This window comes from Streptomyces sp. BoleA5, from assembly GCF_000373665.1.
Classification (GTDB): domain Bacteria; phylum Actinomycetota; class Actinomycetes; order Streptomycetales; family Streptomycetaceae; genus Actinacidiphila.
Map to the genome: position 1 here is coordinate 168972 of NZ_KB892090.1, position 25510 is coordinate 194481.

Here is a 25510-nt window from a genome sequence, read left to right on the forward strand (position 1 = left end):
CCGGTGTCCGCACGTGAACTGGTCGTGCTCGGCACGGCCAGCCAGGTCCCGACCCGGCACCGCAACCACAACGGCTACTTCCTGCGCTGGGACGCCGAGGGCATCCTCTTCGACCCGGGGGAGGGCACACAGCGCCAGATGCTGCGGGCCGGTGTGGCGGCGCACGACCTGACGAGGCTGTGCGTGACCCACTTCCACGGGGACCACAGCCTGGGCCTCGCCGGGGTGATCCAGCGGATCAACCTCGACCGGGTGCCCCACCCCGTCACGGCCCACTACCCCGAGTCCGGCCGCCGCTTCTTCGACCGGCTGCGCTACGCCACCGCCTACCGCGAGACGGTGGCCCTGCGCGAGGAACCGGTGAAGGGCGAGGCGGTGGTGCTGGTCGAGTCCGGCGCCTTCCTGCTGGAGGCGCGCCGGCTGTCGCACCCGGTGGAGGCGTACGGCTACCGGCTGGTCGAGCCCGACGGGCGTCGCATGCTGCCGGAGCGGCTGGCCGCGCACGGCATCACCGGCCCGGCGGTGGGCCGGCTGCAGCGCGAGGGCGAGGTGGACGGGGTGACGCTCGCCGACGTGAGCGAGCCGCGCCCGGGGCAGCGCTTCGCCTTCGTGATGGACACCCGGCTCTGCGACGCCGTGTACGCCCTCGCCGACGGCTGCGACCTGCTCGTCATCGAGTCGACCTTCCTCGACGAGGACGCCGCGCTCGCCGAGGAGCACGGGCATCTGACGGCTGGTCAGGCAGCTCGCGTGGCGGCGGAGTCCGGCGTCCGGCACCTGGTGCTCACGCACTTCTCGCAGCGCTACACCGATCCGGCGGACTTCGAGCGCCAGGCACGGGACGCGGGTTTCGAGGGCGAGCTGACGGTCGCCCAGGACCTCGGCCGGGTCGTCGTCCCGAAGCGCCGCCAGACCTAGCCGAACGCCTGTGACCTGTACGGTTGCCGGGTGAGCATCCCCAAGGCCGAACTGCATCTGCACATCGAAGGCACCCTCGAACCCGAGCTCGCCTTCGCCCTCGCCGAGCGGAACGGGGTCGACCTGCCGTACGCCTCGACCGAGGAGCTGCGGCAGGCCTACTCCTTCAGCGACCTGCGGTCCTTTCTCGACCTGTACTACGCTCTCATGGCCGTGCTCCGCACGGAGCAGGACTTCGCCGACCTCGCCGACGCCTACCTCGCCCGCGCCGCCGCGCAGGGCGTGCGGCACGCCGAGGTCTTCTTCGACCCGCAGGCGCACACCGCGCGCGGCGTCCCGCTCGGCACGGTGGTGGAGGGCCTGGCGAGGGCCCTGGACCGCGCCCCGGAGCGGCACGGCGTCAGCACACGGCTGATCATGTGCTTCCTGCGGGACGAGTCCGCCGAGTCCGCGCTGGAGACCTTCGAGGCCGCCCGGCCCCACCTGCACCGGATCAGCGCCGTCGGCCTGGACTCCGCCGAGGTCGGCCACCCGCCGTCGAAGTTCCGAGCGGTGTACGAGGCCGCCGCGGCGGCCGGTCTGCGCCGGGTCGCGCACGCGGGCGAGGAGGGTCCGCCGGCGTATGTGCGGGAGGCGCTGGACGTGCTCGGCGTCGACCGGATCGACCACGGCATCCGCAGCATGGAGGACCCGGACCTGGTGGCCCGGCTGGTCCGCGACCAGGTGCCGCTGACCGTCTGCCCGCTGTCCAACGTACGGCTGCGCTGTGTGGACACCCTCGCCGACCACCCGCTGCCCGCCATGCTCGACGCGGGCCTGATGGTCACCCTGAACTCCGACGACCCCGCCTACTTCGGCGGCTACGCGGGCGACACCTTCGACGCCGTGGCCGGCGCGCTGCCGCTCGGCGAGGACGACCTGCGCAGGCTCGCCCGCAACTCCTTCCTGGCCGCCTTCCTCGACGACGACGAGGAGTTGCGCGCCCGGTACCTCGCCGAGGTGGACGCCCACACGTTCTGAGTGCCGCCGCGCGTGCCGTCTGAGTACGCGCACTCATGCGGGGCGTGCCGCGCGGGCGGAGCATGGAGTCATGCGAAGGCACCTGATGCGGCCCGCAGCGGCCGTCACGCTGATCGTGACCACGCCCGTCGCCACCTGGGGGCTCATGGGCCGGCAGGACGCCGCGGGCTTCGACCCCTCCGAACTGGACTACCTGGTGCGGCCCTTCGGCATACCGGCGGGGGCGGAGACCGCGATCGGCGCGGCCGCCGCCGTGCTGGCCACCGGCGCGGCGGTGCTGCTGGGCCGGGCCTCCCGTCCCGGGCCGGACCGCTTCGACGGCCGGTGGTGGGAGGTCATCGGGCCGCTGCTCGCGGCCGGGCTGCTGACCGGCGCGATCTGGCGGACGGTGACGGCCGGGGTGATCGGCGCCAACATCGGCGCCGGGCTGGCGATGCTGCTCGGCGGGCCCCTGGTCGCCGGGCTGGTGCTGTGGTCGCTGGGCCGCGGCCTGTGGCTGGCCCGCGCCCGCCGCCGCGGCCCCCGTCCCCCGCGCGGCGGGGCGGGCACCGCGGGCTGGCGGCCCGCCGCCGGTCAGGGCACGTAGTACATCGGGTTGGGGAGCTTGAACGACTTGTCGGCGTGACCGCCGATCAGGTCGCTGTACTGGTCGCCGAAGTTGGCGACGATGTCGTACCCCTGCGCCTCGATGTGGGCCCGGGTGCCCGCCTTGTAGTCGACGGTGGAGCAGGTCCACGTCGGGGCGGAGCAGGGCAGGTAGTCGGTCGCGACCTTGTTCTTCAGGAAGAAGTGGGCCGGGTCGGCGGTGGAAGTGTAGCCGGCGGCCCCGAGGTTGCGGACGCTCGCGGCGCGCTGCGTCTCCGGGCGGCCGGTGATCCAGAAGACGGTCACACCGTGGTCGGCGGCCCAGTCGGCCAGTTGGGGCATGCCGGGGACCGGGGCCATGTCCTTGTTCTGGATGTACGCGTCGTTGGAGGCGGGCGTGTAGTTGAAGCCCACCTCGAGCTCGTAGTTGTACGTCAGCAGGGACGTGTCGTCGACGTCCAGGACGATCGCCGGCTTGCCGTGGCGGTGGTGCGCGGACTTCGCGAGGGCGTCCCGCAGGTAGTCCTGGGCCTTCTTCTCGATGCCGGTGACCTGCTTGGCGTAGTTGCCGTCGGCCGCGGCCTGGTGCTCGCCCGAGGCGTCGACGGTGTCGCCGTAGTACGCCTTGATGTCGTTGACCACGTCGGTCAGGTTGGGGATCTGCTTGTCGCTGCGCGGCACGGAGGTGTCCGCGCTCGCCGCGCCGACCCCGTAGAGGGTGGCGGCGGCCGCCACCGCGGCGACGGCGGCGGCGACGGTGCGGGTGCGCCCGCGGGTGAACACGGACGGCCTGGCTGCGGGCATCTGGGGGCTCCTTCGATCCGGCCGGGAGGGCGCACACGGCCGGGCCCACGCGTTCGAGGGGGATGCCCGGCCCTGCGGGGCTCGTTGACGCGGCGACGCTAGGGGTCCCGATCATGCTGGTCAAGGGCTGTCTACGCGCGATGAACCGGAATCGCCGCCCGGGGCCGGATCAGCCCAGGTCGCCACGTGCGGAAAGGACCGGCAAAGCTTTGGCATGCCGCCGCGGCCGGGCGGCCGCGGCGGCATGCCGGTACCGGTTCGAGGGTCAGTGGCGGTGCCGTCCGGGACCGCGCCGCCCCGATGCCGCGCCCTTTGCACGGGTGTGCCTCGACAGGGCCGCACCGCCCGCGCAGAGCACGGCGCCCGCCGCGAACGCGGTGAAGCCCAGCGGTGCCTTCGGCAGCCCCCACAGGGACTCCGCGAAGGGGTCCGGCGGGGCCTGCGCGCTGCCCGCACCGCCCAGCAGGCTGAGGATCAGGGACACCCAGACGGCGAACCCGGCGAGCGCCACCAGCACCCCGGCCGCCATGAGCACCCGCCCGGCCCCCCGCACCCGGAACAGCCCGGTGCAGGCCTCGTCGGCGGCCCCGGGGTCCGCCTCACGGCCGTCGCCGCCGCCCCCGTAGCGCCGGCGGCCCGCGAGGTACTGCGCGCGCCCGGAGGCGTAGCGGTGGGTGCCGCCGGGCCCGGACGGGGTCCGGGTGTCCCCGAGGTCGTGGAGGACGGCCGGAGGCGGGGAAGCGCCGCCCGGATCCTCGCCGCGCTCCTCCGCGGCGCCGTCCTCGGGATCCCCCGGACGCGCCGGCCCGTGCCGGGCCGCCTCCACCGACAGCCGCAGTTCGACGTGGCCGATGCGGAGCAGGTCCCCGTCGCGGAGGGGGCGCGGCGCGTCGAGCAGGGTCCCGTTGAGGTAGGTGCCGTTGGTCGAGCCGAGGTCGCTGAGCACGACGTGGCTGCCGGCGCGGTTCATCGCGGCGTGCCGCCGGCTCACGCCCTCCGCGTCCAGCCGGATCCCGCTGCCGGCGAGCCTGCCGATCTCGCAGTAGCCGGCCGGAACGGCGTAGGCCCGTCCGGCGTCCGGCCCCGTGGTCACGATCAGTTGCGGCGGTGCGGCCGAGTGTCCGGGCATCTCCAGCCCCTGGGGTCATCCGCTTTCCCTCAGCATCCGTCCGCGTCCCCGCGCGGACAAACGCTGGTCAAGGCCCCGGGCGCGCGTACGATCGGTCGGAACGACACCAGGCCGGGAGGAGCCCGGGTGGAAGACCAGCCCGTCCTCGACCCGCTCGCGGCGGTACGCGGGCCGGACGACCCGGAGACCGATGTGTACCTGACCGGCACGGTCTTCCTGGACATCATCTTCACCGGTCTGGACAGCGCGCCCGTCCGCGGCACCGAGTCCTGGGCGCGCGGCATGGGTTCCAGCCCCGGCGGCGTGGCCAACATGGCGACCGCCCTCGCCCGGCTGGGGCTGCGCACCTCGCTCGCGGCCGCCTTCGGCGACGACGTGTACGGGGACTACTGCTGGGACGCTCTCGCCGCGGGCGAGGGCATCGAGCTGGCGCTGTCCCGCAAGATCCCCGGCTGGCACTCCCCGGTCACCGTCTCCATGGCGTACGAGGGCGAGCGCACCATGGTCAGCCACGGCCACGAGGCCCCGCCGCCCGAGGAGCCAGCCCCGCCGTGCCCGCCGCCGAGCCGGGCGTGCGTGGCCTCCCTGGTGCCCGGGGTCCCGCAGCAGGAGTGGATCGGCACCGCCGCCGGGCGGGGCAGCCGGATCTTCGCCGACGTCGGCTGGGACGACAGCGGCCGCTGGGACCGCGCCGACCTCGCCGACCTGGCGCACTGCGAGGCCTTCCTGCCGAACGCGGCCGAGGCCATGCGCTACACCCGCACCGACTGCCCCCGCACCGCCGCCCGCAAGCTGGCCGAGCTGGTCCCCCTGGCGGTGGTCACGCTGGGATCCGAGGGCGCGTACGCGGTGGACTCCGCCGCCGGGCAGGCGGCCGAGGTCCCGGCGCTCTCCGTCGAGGCCCTGGACCCCACGGGCGCCGGGGACGTCTTCGTCGCGGGCTTCCTCACCGGCACCCTGGCCGGCTGGGCCCTCGCCGACCGGCTGGCCTTCGCGTGCCTCACGGCGGCGCTGTCGGTGAAGGAGTTCGGCGGATCGCTGTCGGCGCCCGGCTGGATCGAGATCGCGGCCTGGTGGCAGCACGCCAAGGCCTACGACGACCAGGACCGCTCCGCACTGCGCCGCTACGCCTTCCTGGACGACCTGCTGCCCACCGGCACCCGCCGCTGGCCCCTGCGCCGGGCGGTGCCGACGGTCGGCTTCCGTCCGCCACCGATGCGCTGACGCGGGGTGCGCCGGGCGGCGGGAGGGCGTCAGGCGATGACGTCGACGGGGCAGCGTGCCGCCCTCGCCCGCTCGATGCGTGCGTCCCCCGTCACCAGGGCGCACCCCACGTGTTCGGCGAGCGCGACGTACGAAGCGTCGTACGCGGAGAGGCTGGCGCGCAGCTCCCAGACGCGATCAAGCAGGGCGTAGCCCGGCATGCGCTGGATCGGCAGGGCGGACAGCAGGGTGATCGCCGTCTCCGCCGCCGCTTGCTCCAGTTTTCCCCCGAGCGAGAGCCCACGGATGGCATGAGCCGCCTCGAACTCGATGACGGCCGGTGCGTGCAGGATCTCGCCGGACAGGCGTTTGCGCGCGAGATCGCCCAGCGGACCGCCGTGGGTGAGGGCCAGGACGAGCGCCGAAGCGTCGACGACGATCACCCGCGGCGCCCCTCGTCGAGGTGCCCCAGGAGGTCATCCACCGTGTAGTCGGCCGTCGCCGACTTCCGGGCGCTGGCGAGTATGTCGTCGACCGTCGGGGTTCTCGCCTGTTCGATCAACCTCTGGCGCAGGTACTCGTTCAAGGACTGGTGCGCCTCGACCGCGCGGTGCTTGAGGGTGCGGTGCACGTCGTCGGGGACGTCCTTGATCTGGATGTTCGCCATTCCGTGACGCTAGCATGCGAAACGCATGCATGCATGCGTTTCGCATGCGCCGTCACGCCCGGCGCTCCAGGATCTGCCCCGGCCAGGGGTCGCCCTCCTCCCGGCTGACGGCGAAGGGCTGGGCGCGGGTGAAGCCCAGGGCCTCGTACTGCCGTACGAGCCGGCCCTCGCCGCCCGCGTAGCAGTCGACCCGCAGCAGCCGGATGCCGCGCCGCCGGGTCTCGGCGACGGCGTCCTCCACCAGGGCCGCGCCGATGCCGCTGCCGGAGAGCGACCGGTCGGTGACCAGCAGCCGGACGTAAAGCTCGCGCTCGTCCACGGGCGGGGCGTACTCGGGCCTCTCCTCGGCCAGCACGCAGACGCCCACCACCCGGCCGCCGGTCTCGGCGACCCGCAGCAGGTACTCCTCGGCGTACCGGGTCACGCGCTCCACCGCCGGGGGCCGGGAGGACCAGGGGCGGGTGCCCCACTGGCCGGCGTGGCCGCGAGCGGTGAGCCACTCGACGGCCCCGTCCAGCAGGGCGAGTGTGGCGGGCAGGTCCCCGGGTCCTCCGGTGCGGATCTTCATTGTGCTGTTCTACCCGGCGCGTGACGGAGCGTAAAACCTCTCGGAACCCAAGCCGCACCGACGTACCCTTGAACCCCAAGCCCAGTGGCATGCCGAACAGCAGAAGGCGGGATGAGCAGGCCGTCGAGCCTGGCCCATGACTCAGACACGGACAACGCAGCAACGGCAGGCGAGCGCCCACTTCGTCGTACCGGCGAAGCACCCCATGGTGACCGTCCTGGGGTCGGGGGACTCGCTGTTGCGCGTCATAGAGCAGGCGTTCCCGGCGGTCGACATCCATGTGCGGGGCAATGAGATCAGCGCGAGCGGGGAACCCGCGGACGTCGTACTGGTCCAGCGCCTCTTCGACGAGATGATGCTGGTACTGCGCACAGGCCAGCCGATGACGGAGGACGCAGTGGAGCGGTCGATCGCCATGCTCCGGCAGGACAGCGGAACCGACGGCCTGGAGGAGACCCCCTCCCAGGTGCTCACCCAGAACATCCTGTCCAGCCGGGGCCGCACGATCCGCCCCAAGACCCTCAACCAGAAGCGCTACGTCGACGCGATCGACAAGCACACGATCGTCTTCGGCATCGGGCCGGCCGGCACCGGCAAGACGTACCTGGCCATGGCCAAGGCCGTCCAGGCCCTGCAGTCCAAGCAGGTCAACCGGATCATCCTGACCCGCCCCGCCGTCGAGGCGGGCGAGCGGCTCGGCTTCCTGCCGGGCACGCTCTACGAGAAGATCGACCCGTACCTGCGCCCGCTGTACGACGCGCTGCACGACATGATCGACCCCGACTCGATCCCCCGCCTCATGGCGAGCGGCACGATCGAGGTCGCTCCTCTGGCCTACATGCGCGGACGCACGCTCAACGACGCGTTCATCATCCTCGACGAGGCGCAGAACACCAGCGCCGAGCAGATGAAGATGTTCCTCACCCGCCTCGGCTTCGACTCCAAGATCGTCATCACCGGAGACGTCACGCAGGTCGACCTCCCCGGTGGCACGAAGAGCGGGCTGCGCCAGGTCGTGGACATCCTCGAAGGCCTCGAGGACGTGCACTTCTCGCGTCTGACGAGCACGGATGTCGTACGCCATAAGCTGGTCGGGCGCATCGTGGACGCCTACGAGCGCTACGACGACCTCAACGGCAACCGAAAGTAGCCACCGAAGCACTATGGCGATCGACGTCAACAACGAATCCGGCTGGGACTTCGACGAGGCGGCGGTGCTCGACATCAGCCGCTACGCCCTGCAGCACATGCGTATCCATCCGCTGTCCGAGCTCTCGGTCATCGCGATCGACGCCGACGCCATGGAGCAGCTGCACATCCAGTGGATGGACGAACCGGGCCCCACCGACGTCATGTCCTTCCCGATGGACGAACTGCGTCCCGGGAAGGACGACGAGGAGCCCCCGCAGGGCCTGCTCGGGGACATCGTGCTCTGCCCCGAGGTGGCCAAGAAGCAGGGCGACGCGGCCGTGACCAAGCACTCCATGGACGAGGAGCTGCAGCTGCTCACCGTCCACGGGGTGCTGCACCTGCTCGGTTACGACCACGACGAGGCCGACGAGAAGGCCGAGATGTTCGGCCTGCAGAAGGCCATCCTCGACGGCTGGCGCGCCGAGCGCGGCATCCAGGGGCCTTCGCCGGCCCCGACGACCACCCACTGATCGCGATGGTGGTCTTCGCCGTCCTGCTGGTCGTCGTCGCCTGGCTGGCCGCCTGCGCCGAGGCCGGTATCGCCCGCACCTCCCGCTTCCGGGCGGAGGCCGCGGTGCGTGCCGGCCGGCGCGGGGCGGACAAGCTGCTGGCGGTCTCCTCGGACCCCACCCGCTACCTCAACGTCGCGCTGCTGGTCAGGGTGGCCTGCGAGATGGCGGCGGCGGTGCTGGTGACCGTCGTGTGCGTCCGGCACTTCGAGCGGACCTGGCAGGCGGTCCTGGTGGCGGTCGCCGTCATGATCGTGGTCTCCTACGTCGCGGTGGGCGTCTCGCCCCGCACCATCGGCCGCCAGCACCCGCTCAACACAGCCACCGCGGCGGCGTACGTGCTGCTGCCGCTGGCCCGGGTCATGGGCCCGGTCCCGGCGCTGCTGATCCTCCTCGGCAACGCCCTCACCCCCGGCAAGGGCTTCCGCCAGGGCCCGTTCGCCTCCGAGGCGGAGCTGCGCGCGCTGGTGGACCTCGCCGAGAGCGAGTCCCTCATCGAGGACGAGGAGCGCCGCATGGTGCACTCCGTCTTCGAGCTCGGCGACACCCTGGTCCGCGAGGTGATGGTGCCGCGCACCGAGCTCGTCGCCATCGAACGCTTCAAGACGATCCGCCAGGCCATGACCCTCGCCCTGCGCAGCGGTTTCTCGCGCATCCCGGTCACGGGCGAGAGTGAGGACGACATCGTCGGCATCGTCTACCTCAAGGACCTCGCCCGCCGGGTGCACATCAACCGGGACGCCGAGACCGACCCCGTCTCCTCGCTGATGCGCCCCGCCTACTTCGTCCCCGACACCAAGAACGCCGGCGACCTGCTGCGTGAGATGCAGCGCGAGCGCAACCACGTCGCCGTCGTCATCGACGAGTACGGCGGCACGGCCGGCATCGTCACCATCGAGGACATCCTGGAGGAGATCGTCGGAGAGATCACCGACGAGTACGACCGCGAGCTGCCCCCGGTCGTGGAGCTCGGCGAGGGCCGCTACCGCGTCACCTCCCGCCTCGACCTGGGCGACCTGGGCGAGCTCTACGGAGTGGACCTGGACGACGAGGACGTCGAGACCGTCGGCGGCCTGCTCGCCAAGGTTCTGGGCCGCGTGCCGATCCCCGGTGCCTCCGCCGTCGTCGCGCTCCCCGAGACCGCCTCGGCCCCCCACGCGCCGGCCGCGCTGCGGCTCACCGCGGAGGCCCCGTCGGGCCGCCGCAACCGGATCGGCGCGGTTCTCGTCGAGCCGGTCGCGGCCGTCGTGGACGAGGACGGCGCGGGTCCGGAGCCGGACGGGGCGATGCACGGCGGGTAGTGCCGCGCCCTTCGCCCGTGCGGGGCTGACGCCAGAGCCCTGTCCTCGAGGGGGAGGCGCCGGGACGGCTACGCTGACCGCCATGAGCGACGAGCTGCCCGCGGAAGACCGCAAGATCATCACCCTGGCCCGCTCCACCCGGGCCCGCAACGGGGTCCCCGAGGGTGCGGCGGTCCGCGACGACACGGGCCGCACCTATGTGGCGGGCACCGTCGCCCTGGAGTCGCTCTCGCTCAGCGCGCTGCAGACCGCGGTGGCCATGGCCGTGGCGAGCGGAGCCACGTCACTGGAGGCGGCGGCCGTGGTGTCCGAGGCGGAGGCGGTGCCGGACGCGGACCGCGCGGCCGTGCGCGACCTCGGCGGTCCCGGCACCCCCGTGTTGCTGGCCGGGCCCGACGGCGCCGTCAGGGCGACGGTCACCGCCGGCTGAGTCCGCCGGCCCGCCCGCGGTCCCGGCCCGGGCACCGGCGGTCAGCCCGAGGCGGGCCCCGTAGCGCGGGCCGCGCGCAGGGCGTGCTCCCAGTCGCCGAGCAGGGCGCGGGCCGCGGGCAGCAGTGCCTCACCCTGCGCGGTGAGCGCGACGCTGCGCGGCCCGCGGTCGAAGAGGCTGAAGCCGAGCTGGCGTTCGAGGGCCCGGATCTGCTTGGAGAGCGCGGGCTGGGAGATGCGCAGCCGCTCGGCGGCCCGGGTGAAGTGCAGCTCGTCCGCGACCTCGGTGAAGTAGCGGAGGTCACGCAGATGGACGTCCATAGCCATCGGTCATAGCAGTGCCTCCTGGACGGTTCCGTGCTCCCGGCGGAACGCTGGACGACGGCCCGGCAAACGCACCCCGAGAGTCCAGGCCCGCCCGGAACGCACAGGTCAGCGGCGAGTACGCGCCACCGGCCGCCACCCCTGCCCGCTGCGGGCCCTCCGCGCCGGGCACCGGCGGCCGCGGCAGCCGGCGGAGGGCGTCGGCCGGGCCCGGTGGATCAGGGACAATGGTCGCCATGAGCGTGCGCACCGAGACGACCCCCGCCCCCGCCCACCGAGCCGGCTTCGCCTGCTTCGTGGGCCGCCCCAACGCGGGCAAGTCCACCCTGACCAACGCTCTGGTCGGCACGAAGGTGGCCATCACCTCCAACCGGCCGCAGACCACCCGGCACACCGTGCGGGGCATCGTGCACCGCCCCGAGGCCCAGCTCGTCCTCGTCGACACGCCCGGTCTGCACAAGCCGCGCACCCTGCTCGGCGAGCGGCTCAACGACGTCGTCCGCACCACCTGGGCCGAGGTCGACGTGATCGGCTTCTGCCTGCCCGCCGACCAGAAGCTCGGCCCCGGCGACCGCTACATCGCCAAGGAGCTGGGCGAGGTCCGCAAGACCCCGAAGGTGGCCATCGTCACCAAGACCGACCTGGTGGACTCCAAGCGGCTCGCCGAGCAGCTGGTGGCCGTCGCCCAGCTCGGCGCCGAGCTGGGCATCGAGTGGGCCGAGATCATCCCGGTCTCCGCGGTCGGCGACAAGCAGGTCTCCCTCCTCGCCGACCTCATCGTCCCGCTGCTGCCGGAGGGCCCCGCGCTCTACCCGGAGGGCGACCTGACCGACGAGCCCGAGCAGGTCATGGTCGCCGAGCTCATCCGTGAGGCCGCGCTCGAGGGCGTACGGGACGAACTGCCGCACTCCATCGCCGTCGTGGTGGAGGAGATGCTGCCGCGCGAGGGACGCCCCGCGGAGAAGCCGCTGCTGGACGTGCACGCCAACATCTACATCGAGCGCCCCAGCCAGAAGGGCATCATCATCGGCCCCAAGGGCTCCCGGCTGAAGGAGGTCGGCACCAAGTCCCGCCGCCACATCGAGGCGCTGCTCGGGACGCCGGTCTTCCTCGACCTGCACGTGAAGGTCGCCAAGGACTGGCAGCGCGACCCCAAGCAGCTGCGCAAGCTCGGCTTCTGACCCTCCGGCCCGAAGGCCGGGGCCTGACGGCCGGCGGCGCGGACGTCAGGCCCCCTCCTTCAGCACCAGCCGGACCAGTTCGCGCTGTTCCTCCGTCAGCCAGGGGTCGGCGCAGTGCACCGTGCGGCCCTCGACCGCGATCTCGTACCGGAAGCCGTCCGGAACGCCCTGCGGGGGCCCGCCCGGGTCCGCGGCGAGGACGTCGCGGGCCAGGGCGTGCAGACGGAACGCGTCGGGCCGGCCGGCGGTGTCCAGCACGGCCCGGCGCTCGATCCCCGCGAAGCCGCCGGAGCGGATCACCTCTATGCGCATGGCGGACGCCTACCCGTGGGCGGGCGGTCGCGCACCTTCCGGGGCGGCCGACTGGCGCGGCACGTCGGTGCCGCCGAGGGCGGTCGCGATGCCGACCTCCGACCACGCCTTCACCACCGCGGCGTGCTCCTCGCCCTCGCCGAACCGCCCCGCGGCCGCGGCGACCGTCGCCTGGGCGAACTCGGCGAACGTCGCCCTCGGCGACAGCTCTCCGCCGGTCAGCACGTCGTACCAGACCAGCCCGGCCCGCTCCCAGGCGTTGCCGCCCAGCGCGGTGGCGAGCAGGTGGAACGCCCGGTTGGGGATGCCGGAGTTGATGTGCACGCCGCCGTTGTCCCGCGAGGTGCGGACGTAGGAGTCCATGTGGCCGGGCTGCGGGTCCTTGCCGAGGACGTCGTCGTCGTAGGCCGTGCCGGGGGCCTTCATGGAGCGCAGCGCCACTCCCGTGACGCGCGGGGCGAGCAGTCCGGCGCCGATCAGCCAGTCGGCCTCGTCGGCGGTCTGGCCGAGCGCGTACTGCTTGATGAGGGAGCCGAAGACGTCGGACATCGACTCGTTGAGGGCGCCGGACTGGCCGAAGTAGTCGAGGTTGGCGGTGTACTGGGTGACGCCGTGGGTGAGTTCGTGACCGATGACGTCGAGGGGGAGCGTGAAGTCGAGGAAGATCTCCCCGTCGCCGTCCCCGAAGACCATCTGCTCGCCGTTCCAGAAGGCGTTGTTGTAGTCGCGGTCGTAGTGGACGGTGGCGTCCAGCGGCAGCCCGGAGTCGTCGATGGAGTGGCGGCCGTACGCCGTCAGGTAGAGCTCGAAGGTCGCCCCCAGCCCGTCGTAGGCCCGGTTGACGGTGGCGTCGGCGACGGCGGTGTCGCCCTCCCCGCGCACCGCCCGCCCCGGCAGGTCCGTGCGGTGCTCGGCGTCGCTGATCGTGCGGCGCGGCCGGTCTGACGGCTCCGCCCCGGTCACCGGGAGGGCGCCGATGACGGTGGTCAGCCGGCGGCGGGTGCGCTCCGCGGCGTCGCGTTCCAGGGTGCGGCGGGCGGGTTCGGCGAGTGCGCGGTCCTCGTTCCGGGCGACCTTGTCGAGGACGTGCGGCGGCACGATCGTGCAGAAAACGGGTGTCTGCTCCATGCAGGGCAATGTGGCACGGTGCTCACTGTCTGTCACTAGCTGTCACCATGATCCACGAAAAGGGGGGAAGATATGCGTTTTTCATGTCATCACGGGCGGTCTTGCATACTGAGAAGAACGCCGCAGCGGCTGCAGGGTCCCCGGGGGCTCGGCTATGGTCGACAGCATCATGCGTTTCGGGCTGCTTCTTCTTAGCTGCCGCGGCGAGGGCCTGTAGTCCAGGTCGACTCCCTCCCCGCGGGGTTTGGCGTTGCACCAGCGCCGGTCGGCCGCCTCCACAGCCGCAACCGAGGAGCACCCCCGCAGATGTCCACCCCGAACGCCGTCGGCCGCCCCACGCCCATCACCGCCGCGACCGTGCGCCAGCGCCCGACGGCGATGCCGGTCCACAAGTACACGCCGTACGAGTCCGTGGAGATCCCGGACCGCACCTGGCCCGACCGGCGGATCACCAAGGCCCCGCGCTGGCTGTCGACCGACCTGAGGGACGGCAACCAGGCGCTGATCGACCCCATGTCGCCGGCCCGCAAGCGCGCGATGTTCGACCTGCTGGTGACGATGGGCTACAAGGAGATCGAGGTCGGCTTCCCGGCCTCGGGCGAGACCGACTTCGCCTTCGTGCGCTCCATCATCGAGGAGGGCGCGATCCCCGATGACGTCACGATCTCCGTACTGACCCAGGCCCGCGAGGAGCTGATCGAGCGGACCGTGGAGTCGCTGCGCGGCGCGGCGCGCGCCACGGTGCACCTGTACAACGCGACCGCCCCGACCTTTCGCCGGGTGGTCTTCCGCGGCTCCAAGGAGCAGATCCGGCAGATCGCCGTGGACGGCACACGGCTGGTCATGGAGTACGCGGACAAGATCCTGGGCGACGAGACCGTCTTCGGCTACCAGTACAGCCCGGAGATCTTCACCGACACCGAACTGGACTTCGCGCTGGAGGTCTGCGAGTCGGTCATGGACGTCTGGCAGCCCGAGGAGGGCCGCGAGATCATCCTGAACCTGCCGGCCACCGTGGAGCGCTCCACGCCCTCCACGCACGCGGACCGCTTCGAGTGGATGTCGCGCAACCTGTCGCGGCGCGAGTACGTGTGCCTGTCGGTCCACCCCCACAACGACCGCGGCACGGCCGTCGCCGCCGCGGAACTGGCGCTGATGGCGGGGGCGGACCGGATCGAGGGCTGCCTGTTCGGCCAGGGCGAGCGCACCGGCAACGTCGACCTGGTCACCCTGGGCATGAACCTGTTCAGCCAGGGCGTGGACCCGATGATCGACTTCTCGCAGATCGACGAGATCCGCCGCACCGCCGAGTACTGCAACCAGATGGAGGTCCACCCGCGCCACCCGTACGTGGGCGACCTGGTCTACACGTCCTTCTCCGGCTCCCACCAGGACGCCATCAAGAAGGGCTTCGACGCCATGGAGGCCGACGCGGCCGCCCGGGGGAAGACGGTCGACGAGATCGAGTGGGCGGTCCCGTACCTGCCGATCGACCCCAAGGACGTCGGCCGCTCCTACGAGGCCGTGATCCGCGTCAACTCGCAGTCCGGCAAGGGCGGTGTGGCGTACGTCCTGAAGAACGACCACAAGCTGGACCTGCCGCGCCGGATGCAGATCGAGTTCTCGAAGATCATCCAGGCGAAGACCGACGCCGAGGGCGGCGAGGTCACCCCGAAGGACATCTGGGCGATCTTCGCGGACGAGTACCTGCCCACCCCGGAGAACGCCTGGGGCCGCATCGCCCTGCGCTCGGCGCAGACCTCGACCAGCAGCGACGGCGCCGACACCCTGACCGTCGAGGCGGCCGTGGACGGGGCCGCGACGGTCCTGACCGGCACCGGCAACGGCCCGATCTCCGCGTTCTTCGACGCGCTGGCCTCGGTCGGGGTCGACGCCCGCCTGCTGGACTACACCGAGCACACCATGAGCGAGGGCGCCAGCGCCCAGGCCGCCTCCTACATCGAGTGCGCCATCGACGGCAAGGTCCTGTGGGGCATCGGGATCGACGCCAACACCACCCGCGCCTCGCTGAAGGCGGTCGTCTCCGCCGTCAACCGCGCGGCCCGGTAGTCGCCGCGGACGGTGAACCGGCCACGGCGCCCGCCCGGGCGCCGTGGCCGGTTCTTGTATTCGCCCCTCTCGTGGTACTGACTGCGCGTTGCTCATGTGGCTAACATCACGTCATGACGGCGCCGTTGCCGGAGCGTTACCCACGCGTACGGCGCGTAATGGGACGAACCGGTGTAATCGGGACGGCGGCCGGAGGGTGCGAAGTGCTCCAGATCAAGGGCTTGTGCATCTTGGGCGTGCGGACGGTCTGGCACACCGAAGGTGACGGGGAGTTCTTCTGCTCCGGATGCGGCGGCGACCGAGGCTACCGGCGGCGCACCGGCACCCGCCGGCTGACCCTGCTGGGCCTGCCCCTGCTGCCGCGCGGCTCGGCCGGCACGGTCGTGGAGTGCGTGGTGTGCCGCGCGCACCACGGCCCGGAGGTCCTGGAGCAGCCCACCACCACCGTCTTCTCCGCCATGCTCCGCGACGCCGTCCACACCGTCGCCCTCGCCGTGCTCACCGCGGGCGGCGCGATGGGGCGCGGCGCCCGCGAGGCCGCCGTCGGCGCGGTCCGCTCGGCCGGGTTCACCGACTGCACCGAGGACCAGCTGCTCGGCCTGCTCGCCGCGATCGTCGCCGACGAGGGCCGGTTCCCCGGCGCCTCCGACGCGCTGGACGCCGACGGGCTCGCCGACGCCCTCGACGGCTGCGGCAGTTGGCTGTCCATCGAGCTCCACGAGGCCCTGGAGCCCCTCTCCCGGCACCTGGCCCCCCAGGGCCGCGAGTACGTCCTGCTCCAGGGCGCCCTCATCGCCCTCGCCGACGGCCCCTACCTGCCCGCCGAGCGGGAGGTCCTCGGCGCCGTCGGCCGCTGCCTAGGCCTCGTCGGCGCGGACACCGAGCGCATCCTGGAGGACGCGGCCCGCACGCCGTCCTGACGGCCGCCCCCACGCCAACCCCTGCCACCGCCGGGCGTACTCCCCGGGGAGTAACGGGACCCGTCCCGCACCCCGGGAAGTAACGCGCGGTTCGCCCTCGGGCCCGACGAAACGGCGCTCCGCGGCCGGGAGTCTGGAAGCGACCAGACCACCGGCCCGGAGGGAGGCCCGCGATGGGGGCCACCAGCACGAAGAGCACGGCGGGCGCGCCGGCGCAGGCGCCGCCGCGGCGCGCAAGGGACGGACGGCGCGCGGCGCGCCTGGTGCCCTGGGGGGTGCTCGTCCTGTGGCTCGCGGTGCTCGCGCTCGCCGGCCCGATGGCGGGCGGCCTCGCCGGCGACCAGCAGAACCGCGCCGTCGACTACCTCCCGGCGAGCGCCGGTTCGACACGCGCTGCCGTGCTGCAGGACGCGCTCCCGGGCGGTGAGGCGACCGAACTGCTGGTCGTCTACCACCGCGACGGCGGGCTGACCGCCGCCGACCGGGCCAGGGCCGCCGGGCAGATGGCCGACGTCGCGAAAGCGCACCGGCTCACCAGTGCCGGACGGCCGCGCGGCGTCCCGTCGCAGGACGGCAGCACGCTGATGTTCCCGGTCGCGAGCACCGAGCCCGGCCAGGACGACGCGGCCGTGGAGGCCTTCGTCGAGGACGTGCGCGCCGTGGCGGCCGGCGGCGACGGGCTGACCGTCCAGGTCGGGGGCCCCGGGGCGGTCGGCACGGACATGAAGGAGGTGTACTCCTCGCTCGACGGGCCGCTGCTGTACACCACGGTGGCCGTCGTCGCCGTCCTGCTGGTCCTCATCTACCGCAGCCCGCTGCTCTGGCTGCTGCCGCTCCTGGTCGCCGGTGTCGCCGACGCCACGGCCATGGCCGCGGTCCACGGCCTCCACCGCGCCTTCGACATCACCGTCACCGGCCAGAGCCAGGGCGTGATGACCATCCTGGTCTTCGGCGCCGGGACGGACTACGCCCTGCTGCTCGTCTCCCGCTACCGCGAGGAACTCCGGCGGGTGCCGCGCCCGTACGACGCCATGCGCGCCGCGCTGCGCGGCTGCGGGCCCGCGGTGCTGGCCTCCTCCGCGACGGTGGCCGCGGGCCTGCTCTGCCTGCTCGCCGCCGACCTCAACAGCAGCCGCGGCATGGGGCCGATCGCCGCGGTCGGGGTGCTCTGCGCGCTGGCCGCCATGACGACCCTGCTGCCCGCGCTGCTGGTGCTGCTCGGCCGCCGGGTCTTCTGGCCGCTGGTCCCGGTGTACGGCGGGGAACCGCCCGTGCGGCGGGGACTGTTCACCTCGATGGGCGGCCTGGTCGCCCGCCGGCCGCTCGCGGTGCTCGCGGGCGGGGCGGTGCTGCTGGGAGCGCTGGCCGTCGGCGCTGTCGGCCTGCCCGGCAGCCTGAGGAACGACGACGCCTTCACCAGCGCCCCCGAGTCGGTCGCGGCCATGCGCACCCTCGCCCGCGCGGAAAGCGACGGCGGCGCCCAGCCGATCACCGTCATGACGCCCGCCGGCCGGGCCGCAGAGGTCGCGGCGGCCGCCCGGACGACCGAGGGCGTCACCGCCGTGGAACGCGGCCGCAGCGGCGGCGGCTGGACCGAACTGTCCGTCACCGCCCGGGCGGTGCCGGACTCGGCGGGCGAGGCCGCCACCGTCGAGGCGCTGCGCGCCGAACTGGACGGCCGCTACGGGACGTACGTCGGCGGGCCCGGCGCCCAGCAACTGGACCTCGCGGACACCAGCGCGCGGGACCGCCTGCTGGTGGTGCCGCTCGTCCTGCTGTCGGTGCTGCTGGTCCTCGTCGCGCTGCTGCGCAGCATTGTCGCGCCGCTGCTGCTCGTCGCGGCGGTGATCGCCGTGTGGGGAGCCTCGCTGGGCATCGGCGGCCTGGTGTTCGGCCCGCTCTTCGGCTTCGGCGGGACCGACCCGGGGCTGCCGTTGCTCTCCTTCGTCTTCCTGGTCGCGCTCGGCGTCGACTACGGCATCTTCCTGATGCACCGGATGCGGGAGGAGTCGCTCGCCGGTGCCGCGCCCGCTGCCGCGGCCCTCACCGCGCTCCGCACCACGGGCGGGGTCATCGCCTCCGCCGGGCTGGTGCTGGCGGCGACCTTCTCGGTGCTGCTCGCCATGCCCCTGGTGTCGCTGGTCGAGCTCGGCTTCGTCATCGCCGTCGGAGTGCTGCTGGACACCTTCCTGGTGCGGACCTGCCTCGTCACGTCGGCGAGTCTGCTGCTGGGACGCCGGGTGTGGTGGCCGGGCCGGCTCGGCAGGCCGGCACCGCACCCTGGGAACTCCCCGACCCCGTAGCGGAAGATGGAGCCGTGCCCAAGCAGCCACGCATCGTTCTCGCCTCCCACGGCGACGCCCTGCTCGCCGTCGCCGTGCTCGCGGCGCAGTGCGCGCTCGCCCTGTTCTTCCCCGACCGGAACGGGCACCGGCCGGACGCGGTGGGCTGGACGCTGCTCGTCGTCAGCGCGCTGCTGCTGACGGCGCGGCGGCGGGTGCCGATGGCCGTGATGATCGCGACGGTCCTGACGGTCGGGCCCTACCACGCCCTGGACAACCTCCACGTGGCCGTCGTGCCCGCGAGCATGGTGGCGGTGTACTCGCTGGCCGTGGCCGGACCGCCGTTGCGGACCTTCCCGACGGTGACGGCGGTCGTCGGGATCATGGCGTCGGTGATGGCCGCGACCCCGGACCGGCACGCCGTCGGCGACATGCTCCGCAGCGGCGGCTGGGTGCTGGCGATGGCCCTGGTCGGCGAGGCGGTGCGGATCCAGCGCAAGTACGTGGCGGCGGTCGTGGAGCGCGCCGAGCGGGCGATGCGCACCCGCGAGGAGGAGGCGGCCCGCCGGGTCGCCGAGGAGCGCCTGCGGATCGCCCGGGACCTGCACGACCTGCTGGCCCACAGCATCACCGTCATCGGCGTGCAGACCTCGGTCGCCGCCCATGTGCTGCTCGCCGACCCGGACCGGCTGGACCGTACGGCCGTCGCCGGGGCCCTGGACAACATCGCGGAGACCTGCCGCGACGCCCGCACGGAACTGCGGGCCACCCTGCAGGTGCTGCGCGGTGACGACGAACGCGGTCCGCTGCCGGGCCTGGCCGGGGTCACCGACCTCGCCCGGTCCGCGGAGGCCGCCGGGGCCCGGGTCGAACTGGCGGTGGCGCCCGGTGCCGACGGGGTCCCCCCGGCCATCGGCGCGGCGGCGTACCGGATCGTGCAGGAGGCACTGACCAACGCGGTACGCCACGCGGGCGGCGGCACCCGGGTCCGGGTGGGCGTGTCCCTGGACGCAGAGGTGGCGGCCCTGCGCATCGCCGTCACCGACGACGGCCCCCGCTGCGCGGAGGCGGAGGCGCCGGCCCCGCCGCAACAGGACGGCAGATGGCGTCCCTGGCGGGCCATGGCGCCGTCCGGACCGCCGCAGGAGGAGCCCGCCCCGGTCGGCTACGGCCTGGTCGGCATGCGCGAGCGGGCCCGCAGCGTCGGCGGCACCCTGACGGCCGGCCCCTCCGCGGAGGGCGGCTTCGCCGTCGCGGCCGTCCTCCCGCTCGGCGGGGGCGGCGCGCTCGCGGGAGGCCCCGCGTGATCCGGGTCCTGCTCGCCGACGACCAGAACCTGGTCCGCGAGGCCTTCGCGATGCTCGTCGAGTCCGCGCCCGACATGCGGGTCGTCGGGCACGCGGCCACCGGACGGGAGGCCGTGGCGGCGGCCCGCGCCGGCCGTGCCGACGTGGTGATCATGGACATCCGCATGCCGGACCTCGACGGCATCGAGGCCACCCGGCTCATCGCCGCCGACGAGGACCTGGCCGGTGTCCGGGTGCTGGTGCTCACCACGTACGACAGCGACGACCACGTCCTGCCCGCGCTGCGCGCCGGCGCCAGCGGCTTCCTGGTCAAGGACACCCGCCCCGCCGACCTGCTCGACGCGATCCGTACGGTCGCCGCGGGCGAGGCGCTGCTCTCGCCCGGGCCGACGGCACGGCTCATCGCCCGGGTGCTGCGCCTGCCCGAGGGGCCGCCGCAGGGCGGCCCGGCGCCGGAACGCCTGGCCGCGCTCTCCGAGCGGGAGCGGCAGGTCCTCACCCTCGTCGCGCGGGGCCTGAACAACACCGAGATCGCCGAGGCGCTGGGCCTGAGCCCGCTCACCGCCAAGACGCACGTCAGCCGGATCATGGGCAAACTCGGCGCCCGCGACCGCGCCCAGCTGGTGATCGCGGCCTACGAGTCGGGGCTGATCGCCCCCGGCGGAACGGCGGGGCTCAGCGGCTGACCGCCCAGAGGAGGATCGCGGCGGCGACGGCGAAGCAGGCGAGCACGGCCCACACCGTCGTGCCCAGCGTCCGTCCGTCCGCGGCCATCGCCGGCGCCCCGGTGGCGCCGTGGGCCTGCGACAGATGGGCCAGCGCCTTGTCCCTGGCGCCGCCCCAGGTGATCTGCTCGCGCCATGCGCAGTGCCGGCACTCCAGCATCCGCCGCTGCCGGTCCGCGTAGCCGTACAGCACCTCCAGTTCGGTGCCGTCGGGGCCGGCGGCCGTGATGTGGTGGGTGACGGAGTCCATCAGCGGGCCGCCAGCACCGGCGCCAGGGCGACGAGCGCCGGCACGGTCTGCACGAAGAGGATCCGGCGGCTCGCGGTCGCGGCACCGTACAGCCCGGCGACCGCCACGCAGACCAGGAAGAACACCTTCGCCTGGAAGCCCACCGGGTCGGACGCCACCGCGCCCCACACCAGGCCGGCGGCCAGGAAACCGTTGTAGAGCCCCTGGTTGGCGGCGAGCGCCTTGCTCTCCTGGGCGAACTCCTCGGTGGTGCCGAAGGCCGCCCGGGCGCGGGGGGTGGTCCACAGGAACATCTCCAGGACCAGGATGTAGACGTGGAGGGCCGCTATGAGCAGTACGGCGACGGTCGCGGTGATCGACATGGGCCGTAGCGTACGACCCGGGCCGGATCGCTCGCTGCGTACGGGAGAATGGGCGCATGAGTCTGTTCCGCGACGACGGCATCGTGCTGCGCACCCAGAAGCTGGGCGAGGCGGACCGGATCATCACCCTGCTCACCCGCCGGCACGGCCGGGTGCGGGCGGTGGCCCGCGGCGTGCGGCGGACGAAGTCCAAGTTCGGGGCTCGTCTGGAGCCCTTCTCCCACGTGGACGTGCAGTTCTTCGCGCGCGGGGGAGAACTGGTCGGCCGCGGTCTGCCGCTGTGCACCCAGGGTGAGACGATCGCCCCCTACGGCAGCCGCATCGTCACCGACTACGCCCGCTACACCGCGGGCACGGCGATGCTGGAGACCGCCGAGCGCTTCACCGACCACGAGGGCGAACCGGCCGTGCAGCAGTACCTGCTGCTGGTCGGCGGCCTGCGCACGCTCGCCGACGGTGAGCACGACCCGCGCCTGGTGCTCGACGCCTTCCTGCTGCGCTCACTGGCGGTCAACGGCTACGCCCCCAGCTTCGGGGACTGCGCGAAGTGCGGGATGCCCGGCCCCAATCGGTTCTTTTCGGTCGCCGCGGGAGGAGTCGTATGCGGCGAGTGCCGCCCGGCCGGAAGCGTCGTACCCTCACTGGAGTCACTGGAACTCCTCGGCGCGTTGCTCGGAGGGGACTGGGAGACCGCCGACGCGTGCGAACCGCGCCACTGCCGGGAGGGCAGCGGACTGGTCGCCGCGTATCTGCAGTGGCACCTGGAGCGCGGCTTGCGCAGTCTGCGCTTCATCGAGAAGTAGCGGTACCCGGCGGGCCCGGCAGCACCAAGTCGTGAGGCACAGGAAGTGGAGAGCAAGGTCATGGCAGTACGCGGGATTCTGAGCCGTCCCCGGCGCGAGTACCGGGCTCCCGACCCGCATCCGTCCGGCGCGCAGCCCCCCAAGATCCCGGGGGAACTGGTCCCCCAGCACGTGGCCATCGTGATGGACGGCAACGGCCGCTGGGCCAAGGAGCGGGGCCTGCCCCGCACCGAGGGGCACAAGGTCGGCGAGACCGTCGTGCTGGACGTCCTCAAGGGCTGCCTGGAACTGGGGGTCAAGAACCTCTCCCTGTACGCCTTCTCGACCGAGAACTGGAAGCGCTCGCCCGACGAGGTCCGCTTCCTGATGAACTTCAACCGGGACGTCATCCACCGCCGCCGCGACGAGATGCACGAGATGGGCATCCGCATCCGCTGGGCCGGGCGCATGCCCCGGCTGTGGAAGTCGGTCGTCAAGGAGCTCCAGGTCGCGGAGGAGATGACCCGCGACAACGACGCGATGACGCTGTACATGTGCGTCAACTACGGCGGCCGCGCCGAGATCGCCGACGCGGCGGCGCGCCTGGGCGAGGACATAAAGGCGGGTCGCCTCGATCCCTCCAAGGTCGACGAGAAGACCCTCGCCAAGTACCTGTACCACCCGGACATGCCGGACGTGGACCTGTTCGTCCGGCCCTCCGGGGAGCGGCGGACCTCCAACTTCCTGATCTGGCAGTCCGCCTACGCCGAGATGGTCTTCCAGGACGTCCTCTGGCCGGACTTCGACCGCCGCGACCTGTGGCGCGCGTGCCTGGAGTACGCCTCCCGCGACCGCCGCTTCGGCGGCGCGATCCCCAACGAGCAGCCGCCGGGCACGGAGAGCGACGCGGACGGCGAGTAGTCACCCCGCGGTCGCCCACCGGGCGACCGCGGTCACGGGGGAGGGGCATGGAAGGCGTCGACAGCGCTGCCGGTACGCAGGGCACACGCGACGGCGACGCGGTGTGGGGGGACACCGCCGCGCGCGGCTGCACCGCGGCGGTGGTCTTCGCGGCCGGCGCCTGCCTGGTGATGCTCGGCTTCCTCGCCACGATGGACATGGAGTCGGGTCCGGGCCTGCGCGACAACACCGCTCCCCTGGTCGTCTACCTGTGCGCGCTCGCGGCGCTGCTCGCCGCGGGCGGGGTCGCGGTGGCGGCCCGGCGTTCAAGGGCGGCGCGCGGCGCGGCCCTGTGCCTGGCCGCGCTCCTCGCGTGGCGGATGTGCACCGTCGCCCCCGCCCTGCACTGCTGGTCCCACAACAGCGTCGGCCGGGCCGACGACGGTTCGTACCTCTGCTACGACCGCTGACCGGCGCGGGATCAGGCCCGCACGGGGACGCCGCCGCAGCCGGCGCAGTCGGCGCAGGTGCCGAAGATCTCCACCGTGTGGGCGACGTCGACGAAGCCGTGCTCCTCGGCGATGGTGTCGGCCCACTTCTCGACCGCGGGGCCCTCGACCTCGACCGCCTTGCCGCAGACGCGGCAGACCAGGTGGTGGTGGTGGCCGCTGCTGCAGCGGCGGTAGACGGACTCGCCCTCCCCGGTGCGGAGCACGTCGATCTCGCCGGCGTCGGCGAGGGACTGCAGCGTGCGGTAGACCGTGGTGAGGCCGACCGAGTCACCCCGGTGCTTGAGGAGGTCGTGCAGTTCCTGGGCGCTGCGGAACTCGTCGACCTCGGCGAGGGCCGCGGCGACGGCGGCACGCTGCCGCGTCGATCGGCCTCGGACGGGGGGCTTGGCGGTCGTCACCGGTGGCCTCCTACTCGGTCGGTTCGGTCGGTCATTCTGCCAGGCCTGGAGCTCATACCCGGACGTCGTCCTCGGTGGGACGCGCCGCGGGTACCTCCAGGGTGCACCGTGTCCCGTCCCCTGCGGCACGGCGTGCACGCTTTTTCGCCAGCGGCGCCGCCAGCAGCGTCAGCGTGACGAAGACGCCGATGGCCAGCAGCACGATGGTCGCCCCGGAGGGCACGTCGGCGTAGTACGAGGTCACCGTTCCGGAGAAGGCGACCACCACGCCGATCACGACCGACAGCGCGAACGCCGTGGCGAAGCTCCGGGCGACCTGCTGCGAGGCGGCGACCGGGATCACCATCAGCGCACTGACCAGCAGCAGCCCGACGACCCGCATGGCGACCGTGACCGTGACCGCCGCGGTGACGGCGACCAGCAGGTTGAGCAGCCGCACCGGCAGTCCGGTCACCTGGGCGAACTCCTCGTCCTGGGAGACCGCGAACAGCTGCCGCCGCAGGCCCACGGTGACCAGCACCACGAAACCGGCCAGCAGGCAGATCGCGGTGATGTCCTGCGGGGAGACGGTGGTGATGGAGCCGAACAGATAGGTGAGCAGGTTGGCGTTGGAGCCGTTCGGCGCGAGCGAGGTGAACAGCACACCGGCCGCCATGCCGCCGTAGAAGAGCATCGCGAGCGCGATGTCGCCGCGCGTCCTGCCGTACCAGCGGATGAGTTCCATGACGACGGCGCCCGCGACCGCCACGGCCGTCGCCATCCACACCGGGTTGGCGCTGAGCAGGAAGCCGAGGCCGACACCGGTGAGGGCGACGTGGCCGATGCCGTCGCCCATGAGGGACTGGCGGCGCTGGACGAGGTAGATGCCGATCGCGGGGGCGGTGATGCCGACGAGGACTGCGGCGATCAGCGCCCGCTGCATGAAGGCGTAGGAGAACAGCTCCATCAGAACAGCCCCGTCCGGATCGGTTCGGCCGCGTGACCGGCGTGCGGGTGGACATGGTCGTGGCCGGGCAGGGCGTGCTGTCCCTGGGCCTTGGGCGGGGGCCCGTCGTGGACGACGCAGCCGTCGCGCAGCACCACCGCGCGGTCGATCAGCGGCTCGAGCGGCCCGAGTTCGTGCAGCACCAGCAGGACGGTGGTGCCCAGCGAGACCTGTTCGCGCAGCGTCCCGGCGAGCACTTCCTGGCTGGCGAGGTCGACGCCCGCCATTGGCTCGTCCATGATCAGCAGTTCGGGTTCGACGGACAGCGCGCGGGCGATCAGCACCCGCTGGTGCTGGCCGCCGGAGAGCGCCTCGACCGGGTCGGCGGCCCGGTCGGCCATCCCGACCAGCTCCAGGGCGTGCTCCACGGCCCGGCGGTCCGCCTTCCGGGGCAGGCCCAGCTTCGTACGGGCCAGCCGCCCGGCGGAGACGACCTCTCGGACGGTGGCGGGGACGCCGGAGGCCGCCGTGGTGCGCTGCGGCACGTAGCCGATCCGGGCCCAGTCGCGGAAGCGGTTCAGCGGGGTGCCGAACAGCTCCAGCCCGCCCGAGGTGAGCGGCACCTGGCCGACCACGGCGCGGATCGCGGTGGACTTGCCCGAGCCGTTGGCGCCGAGCAGCGCGACGACCTCGCCGCGCCGCACGGCCAGGTCGACGCCGCGCAGTACCGGCCGTGAGCCGAGCGTGGCGGTCGCGCCCCGCATCGATATGACCGTGTCCATTCCAGCCTCCGTACCGGGCTCCGTCA

The 25510-nt window shown here is 73.0% G+C and carries 29 protein-coding genes and 1 pseudogene; 17 read left to right on the forward strand and 13 right to left on the reverse strand.

Annotated elements, in window-relative coordinates:
• The first annotated feature begins 3 nt into the window (after window positions 1-3).
• The 3 genes from B085_RS0100720 (at window position 4) to B085_RS40805 (ending at window position 2524) form a co-directional block, all read left to right on the forward strand.
• Window positions 4-918, forward strand: a complete 915-nt coding sequence (locus B085_RS0100720) for a ribonuclease Z (protein ID WP_018556632.1) — start codon at window positions 4-6, stop codon at window positions 916-918.
• 30 nt (window positions 919-948) lie between these two features.
• Window positions 949-1938 (forward strand): adenosine deaminase, encoded by a 990-nt coding sequence (locus tag B085_RS0100725; RefSeq protein ID WP_018556633.1) that lies wholly within the window; start codon window positions 949-951, stop codon window positions 1936-1938.
• Between the two features lie 70 nt (window positions 1939-2008).
• A complete protein-coding gene (locus B085_RS40805) occupies window positions 2009-2524 on the forward strand; it encodes a hypothetical protein (protein WP_158689627.1) in 516 nt (171 codons plus the stop codon).
• Here B085_RS40805 and B085_RS0100735 read toward each other — a convergent pair.
• Window positions 2512-3327: an HAD family acid phosphatase gene (locus B085_RS0100735; RefSeq protein WP_026250543.1), complete on the reverse strand. Its 816-nt coding sequence runs from the start codon at window positions 3325-3327 to the stop codon at window positions 2512-2514. The two genes, B085_RS40805 and B085_RS0100735, sit on opposite strands and share 13 nt — an antisense overlap.
• Window positions 3328-3592: 265 nt before the next feature.
• Entirely contained in the window at window positions 3593-4456 is an 864-nt protein-coding gene (locus B085_RS45340; RefSeq protein ID WP_026250544.1) for an FHA domain-containing protein, read from the reverse strand.
• Window positions 4457-4582: 126 nt separating this feature from the next.
• On the opposite strand from B085_RS45340, the gene B085_RS0100745 reads away from it, so the two are divergent.
• Window positions 4583-5680 (forward strand): carbohydrate kinase family protein, encoded by a 1098-nt coding sequence (locus B085_RS0100745; protein ID WP_018556636.1) that lies wholly within the window; start codon window positions 4583-4585, stop codon window positions 5678-5680.
• Window positions 5681-5709: 29 nt separating this feature from the next.
• Here B085_RS0100745 and B085_RS0100750 read toward each other — a convergent pair whose 3' ends face one another.
• Genes B085_RS0100750 through B085_RS0100760 form a run of 3 tightly spaced genes read right to left on the reverse strand, consistent with a single transcriptional unit; the run spans window position 5710 to window position 6894 of the window.
• Window positions 5710-6102: a type II toxin-antitoxin system VapC family toxin gene (locus tag B085_RS0100750; protein WP_018556637.1), complete on the reverse strand. Its 393-nt coding sequence runs from the start codon at window positions 6100-6102 to the stop codon at window positions 5710-5712.
• Complete coding sequence (locus B085_RS0100755; RefSeq protein ID WP_018556638.1) at window positions 6099-6326, reverse strand: FitA-like ribbon-helix-helix domain-containing protein; 228 nt, start codon at window positions 6324-6326, stop codon at window positions 6099-6101. Before B085_RS0100755 ends, B085_RS0100750 begins: the two co-directional genes overlap by 4 nt.
• 52 nt (window positions 6327-6378) lie before the next feature.
• Entirely contained in the window at window positions 6379-6894 is a 516-nt protein-coding gene (locus B085_RS0100760; protein WP_018556639.1) for a GNAT family N-acetyltransferase, read from the reverse strand.
• A gap of 136 nt (window positions 6895-7030) precedes the next feature.
• Here B085_RS0100760 and B085_RS0100765 point away from each other — a divergent pair, with 136 nt between their 5' ends.
• The 4 genes from B085_RS0100765 (at window position 7031) to B085_RS0100780 (ending at window position 10325) form a co-directional block, all read left to right on the forward strand.
• Window positions 7031-8044, forward strand: a complete 1014-nt coding sequence (locus B085_RS0100765; protein WP_078619699.1) for a PhoH family protein — start codon at window positions 7031-7033, stop codon at window positions 8042-8044.
• A gap of 13 nt (window positions 8045-8057) precedes the next feature.
• Complete coding sequence (gene ybeY / locus B085_RS0100770) at window positions 8058-8555, forward strand: rRNA maturation RNase YbeY (protein WP_018556641.1); 498 nt, start codon at window positions 8058-8060, stop codon at window positions 8553-8555.
• A 5-nt stretch (window positions 8556-8560) separates the two neighbouring features.
• On the forward strand, window positions 8561-9895 hold the full coding sequence (locus B085_RS0100775; RefSeq protein WP_018556642.1) for a hemolysin family protein: 1335 nt from the start codon (window positions 8561-8563) through the stop codon (window positions 9893-9895).
• Between the two features lie 82 nt (window positions 9896-9977).
• A complete protein-coding gene (locus B085_RS0100780) occupies window positions 9978-10325 on the forward strand; it encodes a hypothetical protein (protein ID WP_018556643.1) in 348 nt (115 codons plus the stop codon).
• 62 nt (window positions 10326-10387) lie between these two features.
• Here B085_RS0100780 and B085_RS0100785 read toward each other — a convergent pair.
• Window positions 10388-10645, reverse strand: a pseudogene (locus B085_RS0100785) (LysR family transcriptional regulator); the annotation flags it as partial.
• Window positions 10646-10875: 230 nt separating this feature from the next.
• On the opposite strand from B085_RS0100785, the gene era reads away from it, so the two are divergent.
• Window positions 10876-11829: a GTPase Era gene (gene era, locus B085_RS0100790; RefSeq protein ID WP_018556645.1), complete on the forward strand. Its 954-nt coding sequence runs from the start codon at window positions 10876-10878 to the stop codon at window positions 11827-11829.
• A gap of 45 nt (window positions 11830-11874) precedes the next feature.
• On the opposite strand, the gene B085_RS0100795 is transcribed toward era, so the two are convergent.
• Window positions 11875-12141, reverse strand: a complete 267-nt coding sequence (locus tag B085_RS0100795) for a protealysin inhibitor emfourin (RefSeq protein WP_018556646.1) — start codon at window positions 12139-12141, stop codon at window positions 11875-11877.
• Between the two features lie 9 nt (window positions 12142-12150).
• Window positions 12151-13269: a M4 family metallopeptidase gene (locus tag B085_RS0100800; protein WP_018556647.1), complete on the reverse strand. Its 1119-nt coding sequence runs from the start codon at window positions 13267-13269 to the stop codon at window positions 12151-12153.
• 306 nt (window positions 13270-13575) lie between these two features.
• On the opposite strand from B085_RS0100800, the gene leuA reads away from it, so the two are divergent.
• From leuA to B085_RS0100825, 5 genes are all read left to right on the forward strand, one after another.
• Complete coding sequence (gene leuA / locus B085_RS0100805) at window positions 13576-15339, forward strand: 2-isopropylmalate synthase (RefSeq protein WP_018556648.1); 1764 nt, start codon at window positions 13576-13578, stop codon at window positions 15337-15339.
• A gap of 158 nt (window positions 15340-15497) precedes the next feature.
• Window positions 15498-16259 (forward strand): TerB family tellurite resistance protein, encoded by a 762-nt coding sequence (locus B085_RS0100810; RefSeq protein ID WP_051101913.1) that lies wholly within the window; start codon window positions 15498-15500, stop codon window positions 16257-16259.
• Window positions 16260-16432: 173 nt separating this feature from the next.
• Window positions 16433-18562, forward strand: a complete 2130-nt coding sequence (locus B085_RS0100815; protein ID WP_018556650.1) for an MMPL family transporter — start codon at window positions 16433-16435, stop codon at window positions 18560-18562.
• Window positions 18502-19848: a histidine kinase gene (locus B085_RS0100820; protein ID WP_018556651.1), complete on the forward strand. Its 1347-nt coding sequence runs from the start codon at window positions 18502-18504 to the stop codon at window positions 19846-19848. Before B085_RS0100815 ends, B085_RS0100820 begins: the two co-directional genes overlap by 61 nt.
• Window positions 19845-20534 carry a response regulator gene (locus tag B085_RS0100825; protein WP_018556652.1) on the forward strand — a complete coding sequence of 230 codons (690 nt, stop codon included), beginning with the start codon at window positions 19845-19847 and terminating at the stop codon, window positions 20532-20534. Before B085_RS0100820 ends, B085_RS0100825 begins: the two co-directional genes overlap by 4 nt.
• On the opposite strand, the gene B085_RS0100830 is transcribed toward B085_RS0100825, so the two are convergent.
• Together B085_RS0100830 and B085_RS0100835 are read right to left on the reverse strand one after the other, a co-directional pair.
• On the reverse strand, window positions 20524-20823 hold the full coding sequence (locus tag B085_RS0100830; RefSeq protein ID WP_018556653.1) for a hypothetical protein: 300 nt from the start codon (window positions 20821-20823) through the stop codon (window positions 20524-20526). The two genes, B085_RS0100825 and B085_RS0100830, sit on opposite strands and share 11 nt — an antisense overlap.
• Window positions 20823-21185: a DUF1304 domain-containing protein gene (locus tag B085_RS0100835; RefSeq protein ID WP_018556654.1), complete on the reverse strand. Its 363-nt coding sequence runs from the start codon at window positions 21183-21185 to the stop codon at window positions 20823-20825. Before B085_RS0100835 ends, B085_RS0100830 begins: the two co-directional genes overlap by 1 nt.
• Window positions 21186-21241: 56 nt before the next feature.
• On the opposite strand from B085_RS0100835, the gene recO reads away from it, so the two are divergent.
• Genes recO through B085_RS0100850 form a run of 3 tightly spaced genes read left to right on the forward strand, consistent with a single transcriptional unit; the run spans window position 21242 to window position 23337 of the window.
• Window positions 21242-21988: a DNA repair protein RecO gene (gene recO, locus B085_RS0100840; RefSeq protein ID WP_018556655.1), complete on the forward strand. Its 747-nt coding sequence runs from the start codon at window positions 21242-21244 to the stop codon at window positions 21986-21988.
• A gap of 60 nt (window positions 21989-22048) precedes the next feature.
• A complete protein-coding gene (locus B085_RS0100845) occupies window positions 22049-22888 on the forward strand; it encodes an isoprenyl transferase (protein WP_026250547.1) in 840 nt (279 codons plus the stop codon).
• Window positions 22889-22935: 47 nt separating this feature from the next.
• On the forward strand, window positions 22936-23337 hold the full coding sequence (locus B085_RS0100850) for a hypothetical protein (RefSeq protein WP_018556657.1): 402 nt from the start codon (window positions 22936-22938) through the stop codon (window positions 23335-23337).
• Between the two features lie 11 nt (window positions 23338-23348).
• Here the strand turns inward: B085_RS0100850 and B085_RS0100855 are convergent, their stop codons facing one another.
• The 3 genes from B085_RS0100855 to B085_RS0100865 are packed head-to-tail and all read right to left on the reverse strand — an operon-like array spanning window position 23349 to window position 25484.
• The gene (locus B085_RS0100855) at window positions 23349-23777 is read right to left on the reverse strand and encodes a Fur family transcriptional regulator (protein WP_018556658.1); all 429 of its coding nucleotides are present in this window, start codon (window positions 23775-23777) and stop codon (window positions 23349-23351) included.
• A 52-nt stretch (window positions 23778-23829) separates the two neighbouring features.
• The gene (locus B085_RS0100860; protein WP_018556659.1) at window positions 23830-24723 is read right to left on the reverse strand and encodes a metal ABC transporter permease; all 894 of its coding nucleotides are present in this window, start codon (window positions 24721-24723) and stop codon (window positions 23830-23832) included.
• Window positions 24723-25484: a metal ABC transporter ATP-binding protein gene (locus B085_RS0100865; RefSeq protein ID WP_018556660.1), complete on the reverse strand. Its 762-nt coding sequence runs from the start codon at window positions 25482-25484 to the stop codon at window positions 24723-24725. Before B085_RS0100865 ends, B085_RS0100860 begins: the two co-directional genes overlap by 1 nt.
• Window positions 25485-25510: the final 26 nt, after the last annotated feature.

Excerpts from the sequence above, each read along its gene's own strand:
- B085_RS40805 (WP_158689627.1), top strand. The coding sequence starts at position 2,009 with ATGCGAAGGCACCTGATGCGGCCCGCAGCGGCCGTCACGCTGATCGTG.
- B085_RS0100735 (WP_026250543.1), bottom strand. The coding sequence starts at position 3,327 with ATGCCCGCAGCCAGGCCGTCCGTGTTCACCCGCGGGCGCACCCGCACC.
- B085_RS45340 (WP_026250544.1), bottom strand. The coding sequence starts at position 4,456 with ATGCCCGGACACTCGGCCGCACCGCCGCAACTGATCGTGACCACGGGG.
- B085_RS0100755 (WP_018556638.1), bottom strand. The coding sequence starts at position 6,326 with ATGGCGAACATCCAGATCAAGGACGTCCCCGACGACGTGCACCGCACC.
- B085_RS0100760 (WP_018556639.1), bottom strand. The coding sequence starts at position 6,894 with ATGAAGATCCGCACCGGAGGACCCGGGGACCTGCCCGCCACACTCGCC.
- B085_RS0100765 (WP_078619699.1), top strand. The coding sequence starts at position 7,031 with ATGACTCAGACACGGACAACGCAGCAACGGCAGGCGAGCGCCCACTTC.
- ybeY (WP_018556641.1), top strand. The coding sequence starts at position 8,058 with ATGGCGATCGACGTCAACAACGAATCCGGCTGGGACTTCGACGAGGCG.
- B085_RS0100775 (WP_018556642.1), top strand. The coding sequence starts at position 8,561 with ATGGTGGTCTTCGCCGTCCTGCTGGTCGTCGTCGCCTGGCTGGCCGCC.
- B085_RS0100780 (WP_018556643.1), top strand. The coding sequence starts at position 9,978 with ATGAGCGACGAGCTGCCCGCGGAAGACCGCAAGATCATCACCCTGGCC.
- era (WP_018556645.1), top strand. The coding sequence starts at position 10,876 with ATGGTCGCCATGAGCGTGCGCACCGAGACGACCCCCGCCCCCGCCCAC.
- B085_RS0100795 (WP_018556646.1), bottom strand. The coding sequence starts at position 12,141 with ATGCGCATAGAGGTGATCCGCTCCGGCGGCTTCGCGGGGATCGAGCGC.
- B085_RS0100800 (WP_018556647.1), bottom strand. The coding sequence starts at position 13,269 with ATGGAGCAGACACCCGTTTTCTGCACGATCGTGCCGCCGCACGTCCTC.
- leuA (WP_018556648.1), top strand. The coding sequence starts at position 13,576 with ATGTCCACCCCGAACGCCGTCGGCCGCCCCACGCCCATCACCGCCGCG.
- B085_RS0100810 (WP_051101913.1), top strand. The coding sequence starts at position 15,498 with ATGGGACGAACCGGTGTAATCGGGACGGCGGCCGGAGGGTGCGAAGTG.
- B085_RS0100815 (WP_018556650.1), top strand. The coding sequence starts at position 16,433 with ATGGGGGCCACCAGCACGAAGAGCACGGCGGGCGCGCCGGCGCAGGCG.
- B085_RS0100830 (WP_018556653.1), bottom strand. The coding sequence starts at position 20,823 with ATGGACTCCGTCACCCACCACATCACGGCCGCCGGCCCCGACGGCACC.
- B085_RS0100835 (WP_018556654.1), bottom strand. The coding sequence starts at position 21,185 with ATGTCGATCACCGCGACCGTCGCCGTACTGCTCATAGCGGCCCTCCAC.
- recO (WP_018556655.1), top strand. The coding sequence starts at position 21,242 with ATGAGTCTGTTCCGCGACGACGGCATCGTGCTGCGCACCCAGAAGCTG.
- B085_RS0100845 (WP_026250547.1), top strand. The coding sequence starts at position 22,049 with ATGGCAGTACGCGGGATTCTGAGCCGTCCCCGGCGCGAGTACCGGGCT.
- B085_RS0100850 (WP_018556657.1), top strand. The coding sequence starts at position 22,936 with ATGGAAGGCGTCGACAGCGCTGCCGGTACGCAGGGCACACGCGACGGC.
- B085_RS0100860 (WP_018556659.1), bottom strand. The coding sequence starts at position 24,723 with ATGGAGCTGTTCTCCTACGCCTTCATGCAGCGGGCGCTGATCGCCGCA.
- B085_RS0100865 (WP_018556660.1), bottom strand. The coding sequence starts at position 25,484 with ATGGACACGGTCATATCGATGCGGGGCGCGACCGCCACGCTCGGCTCA.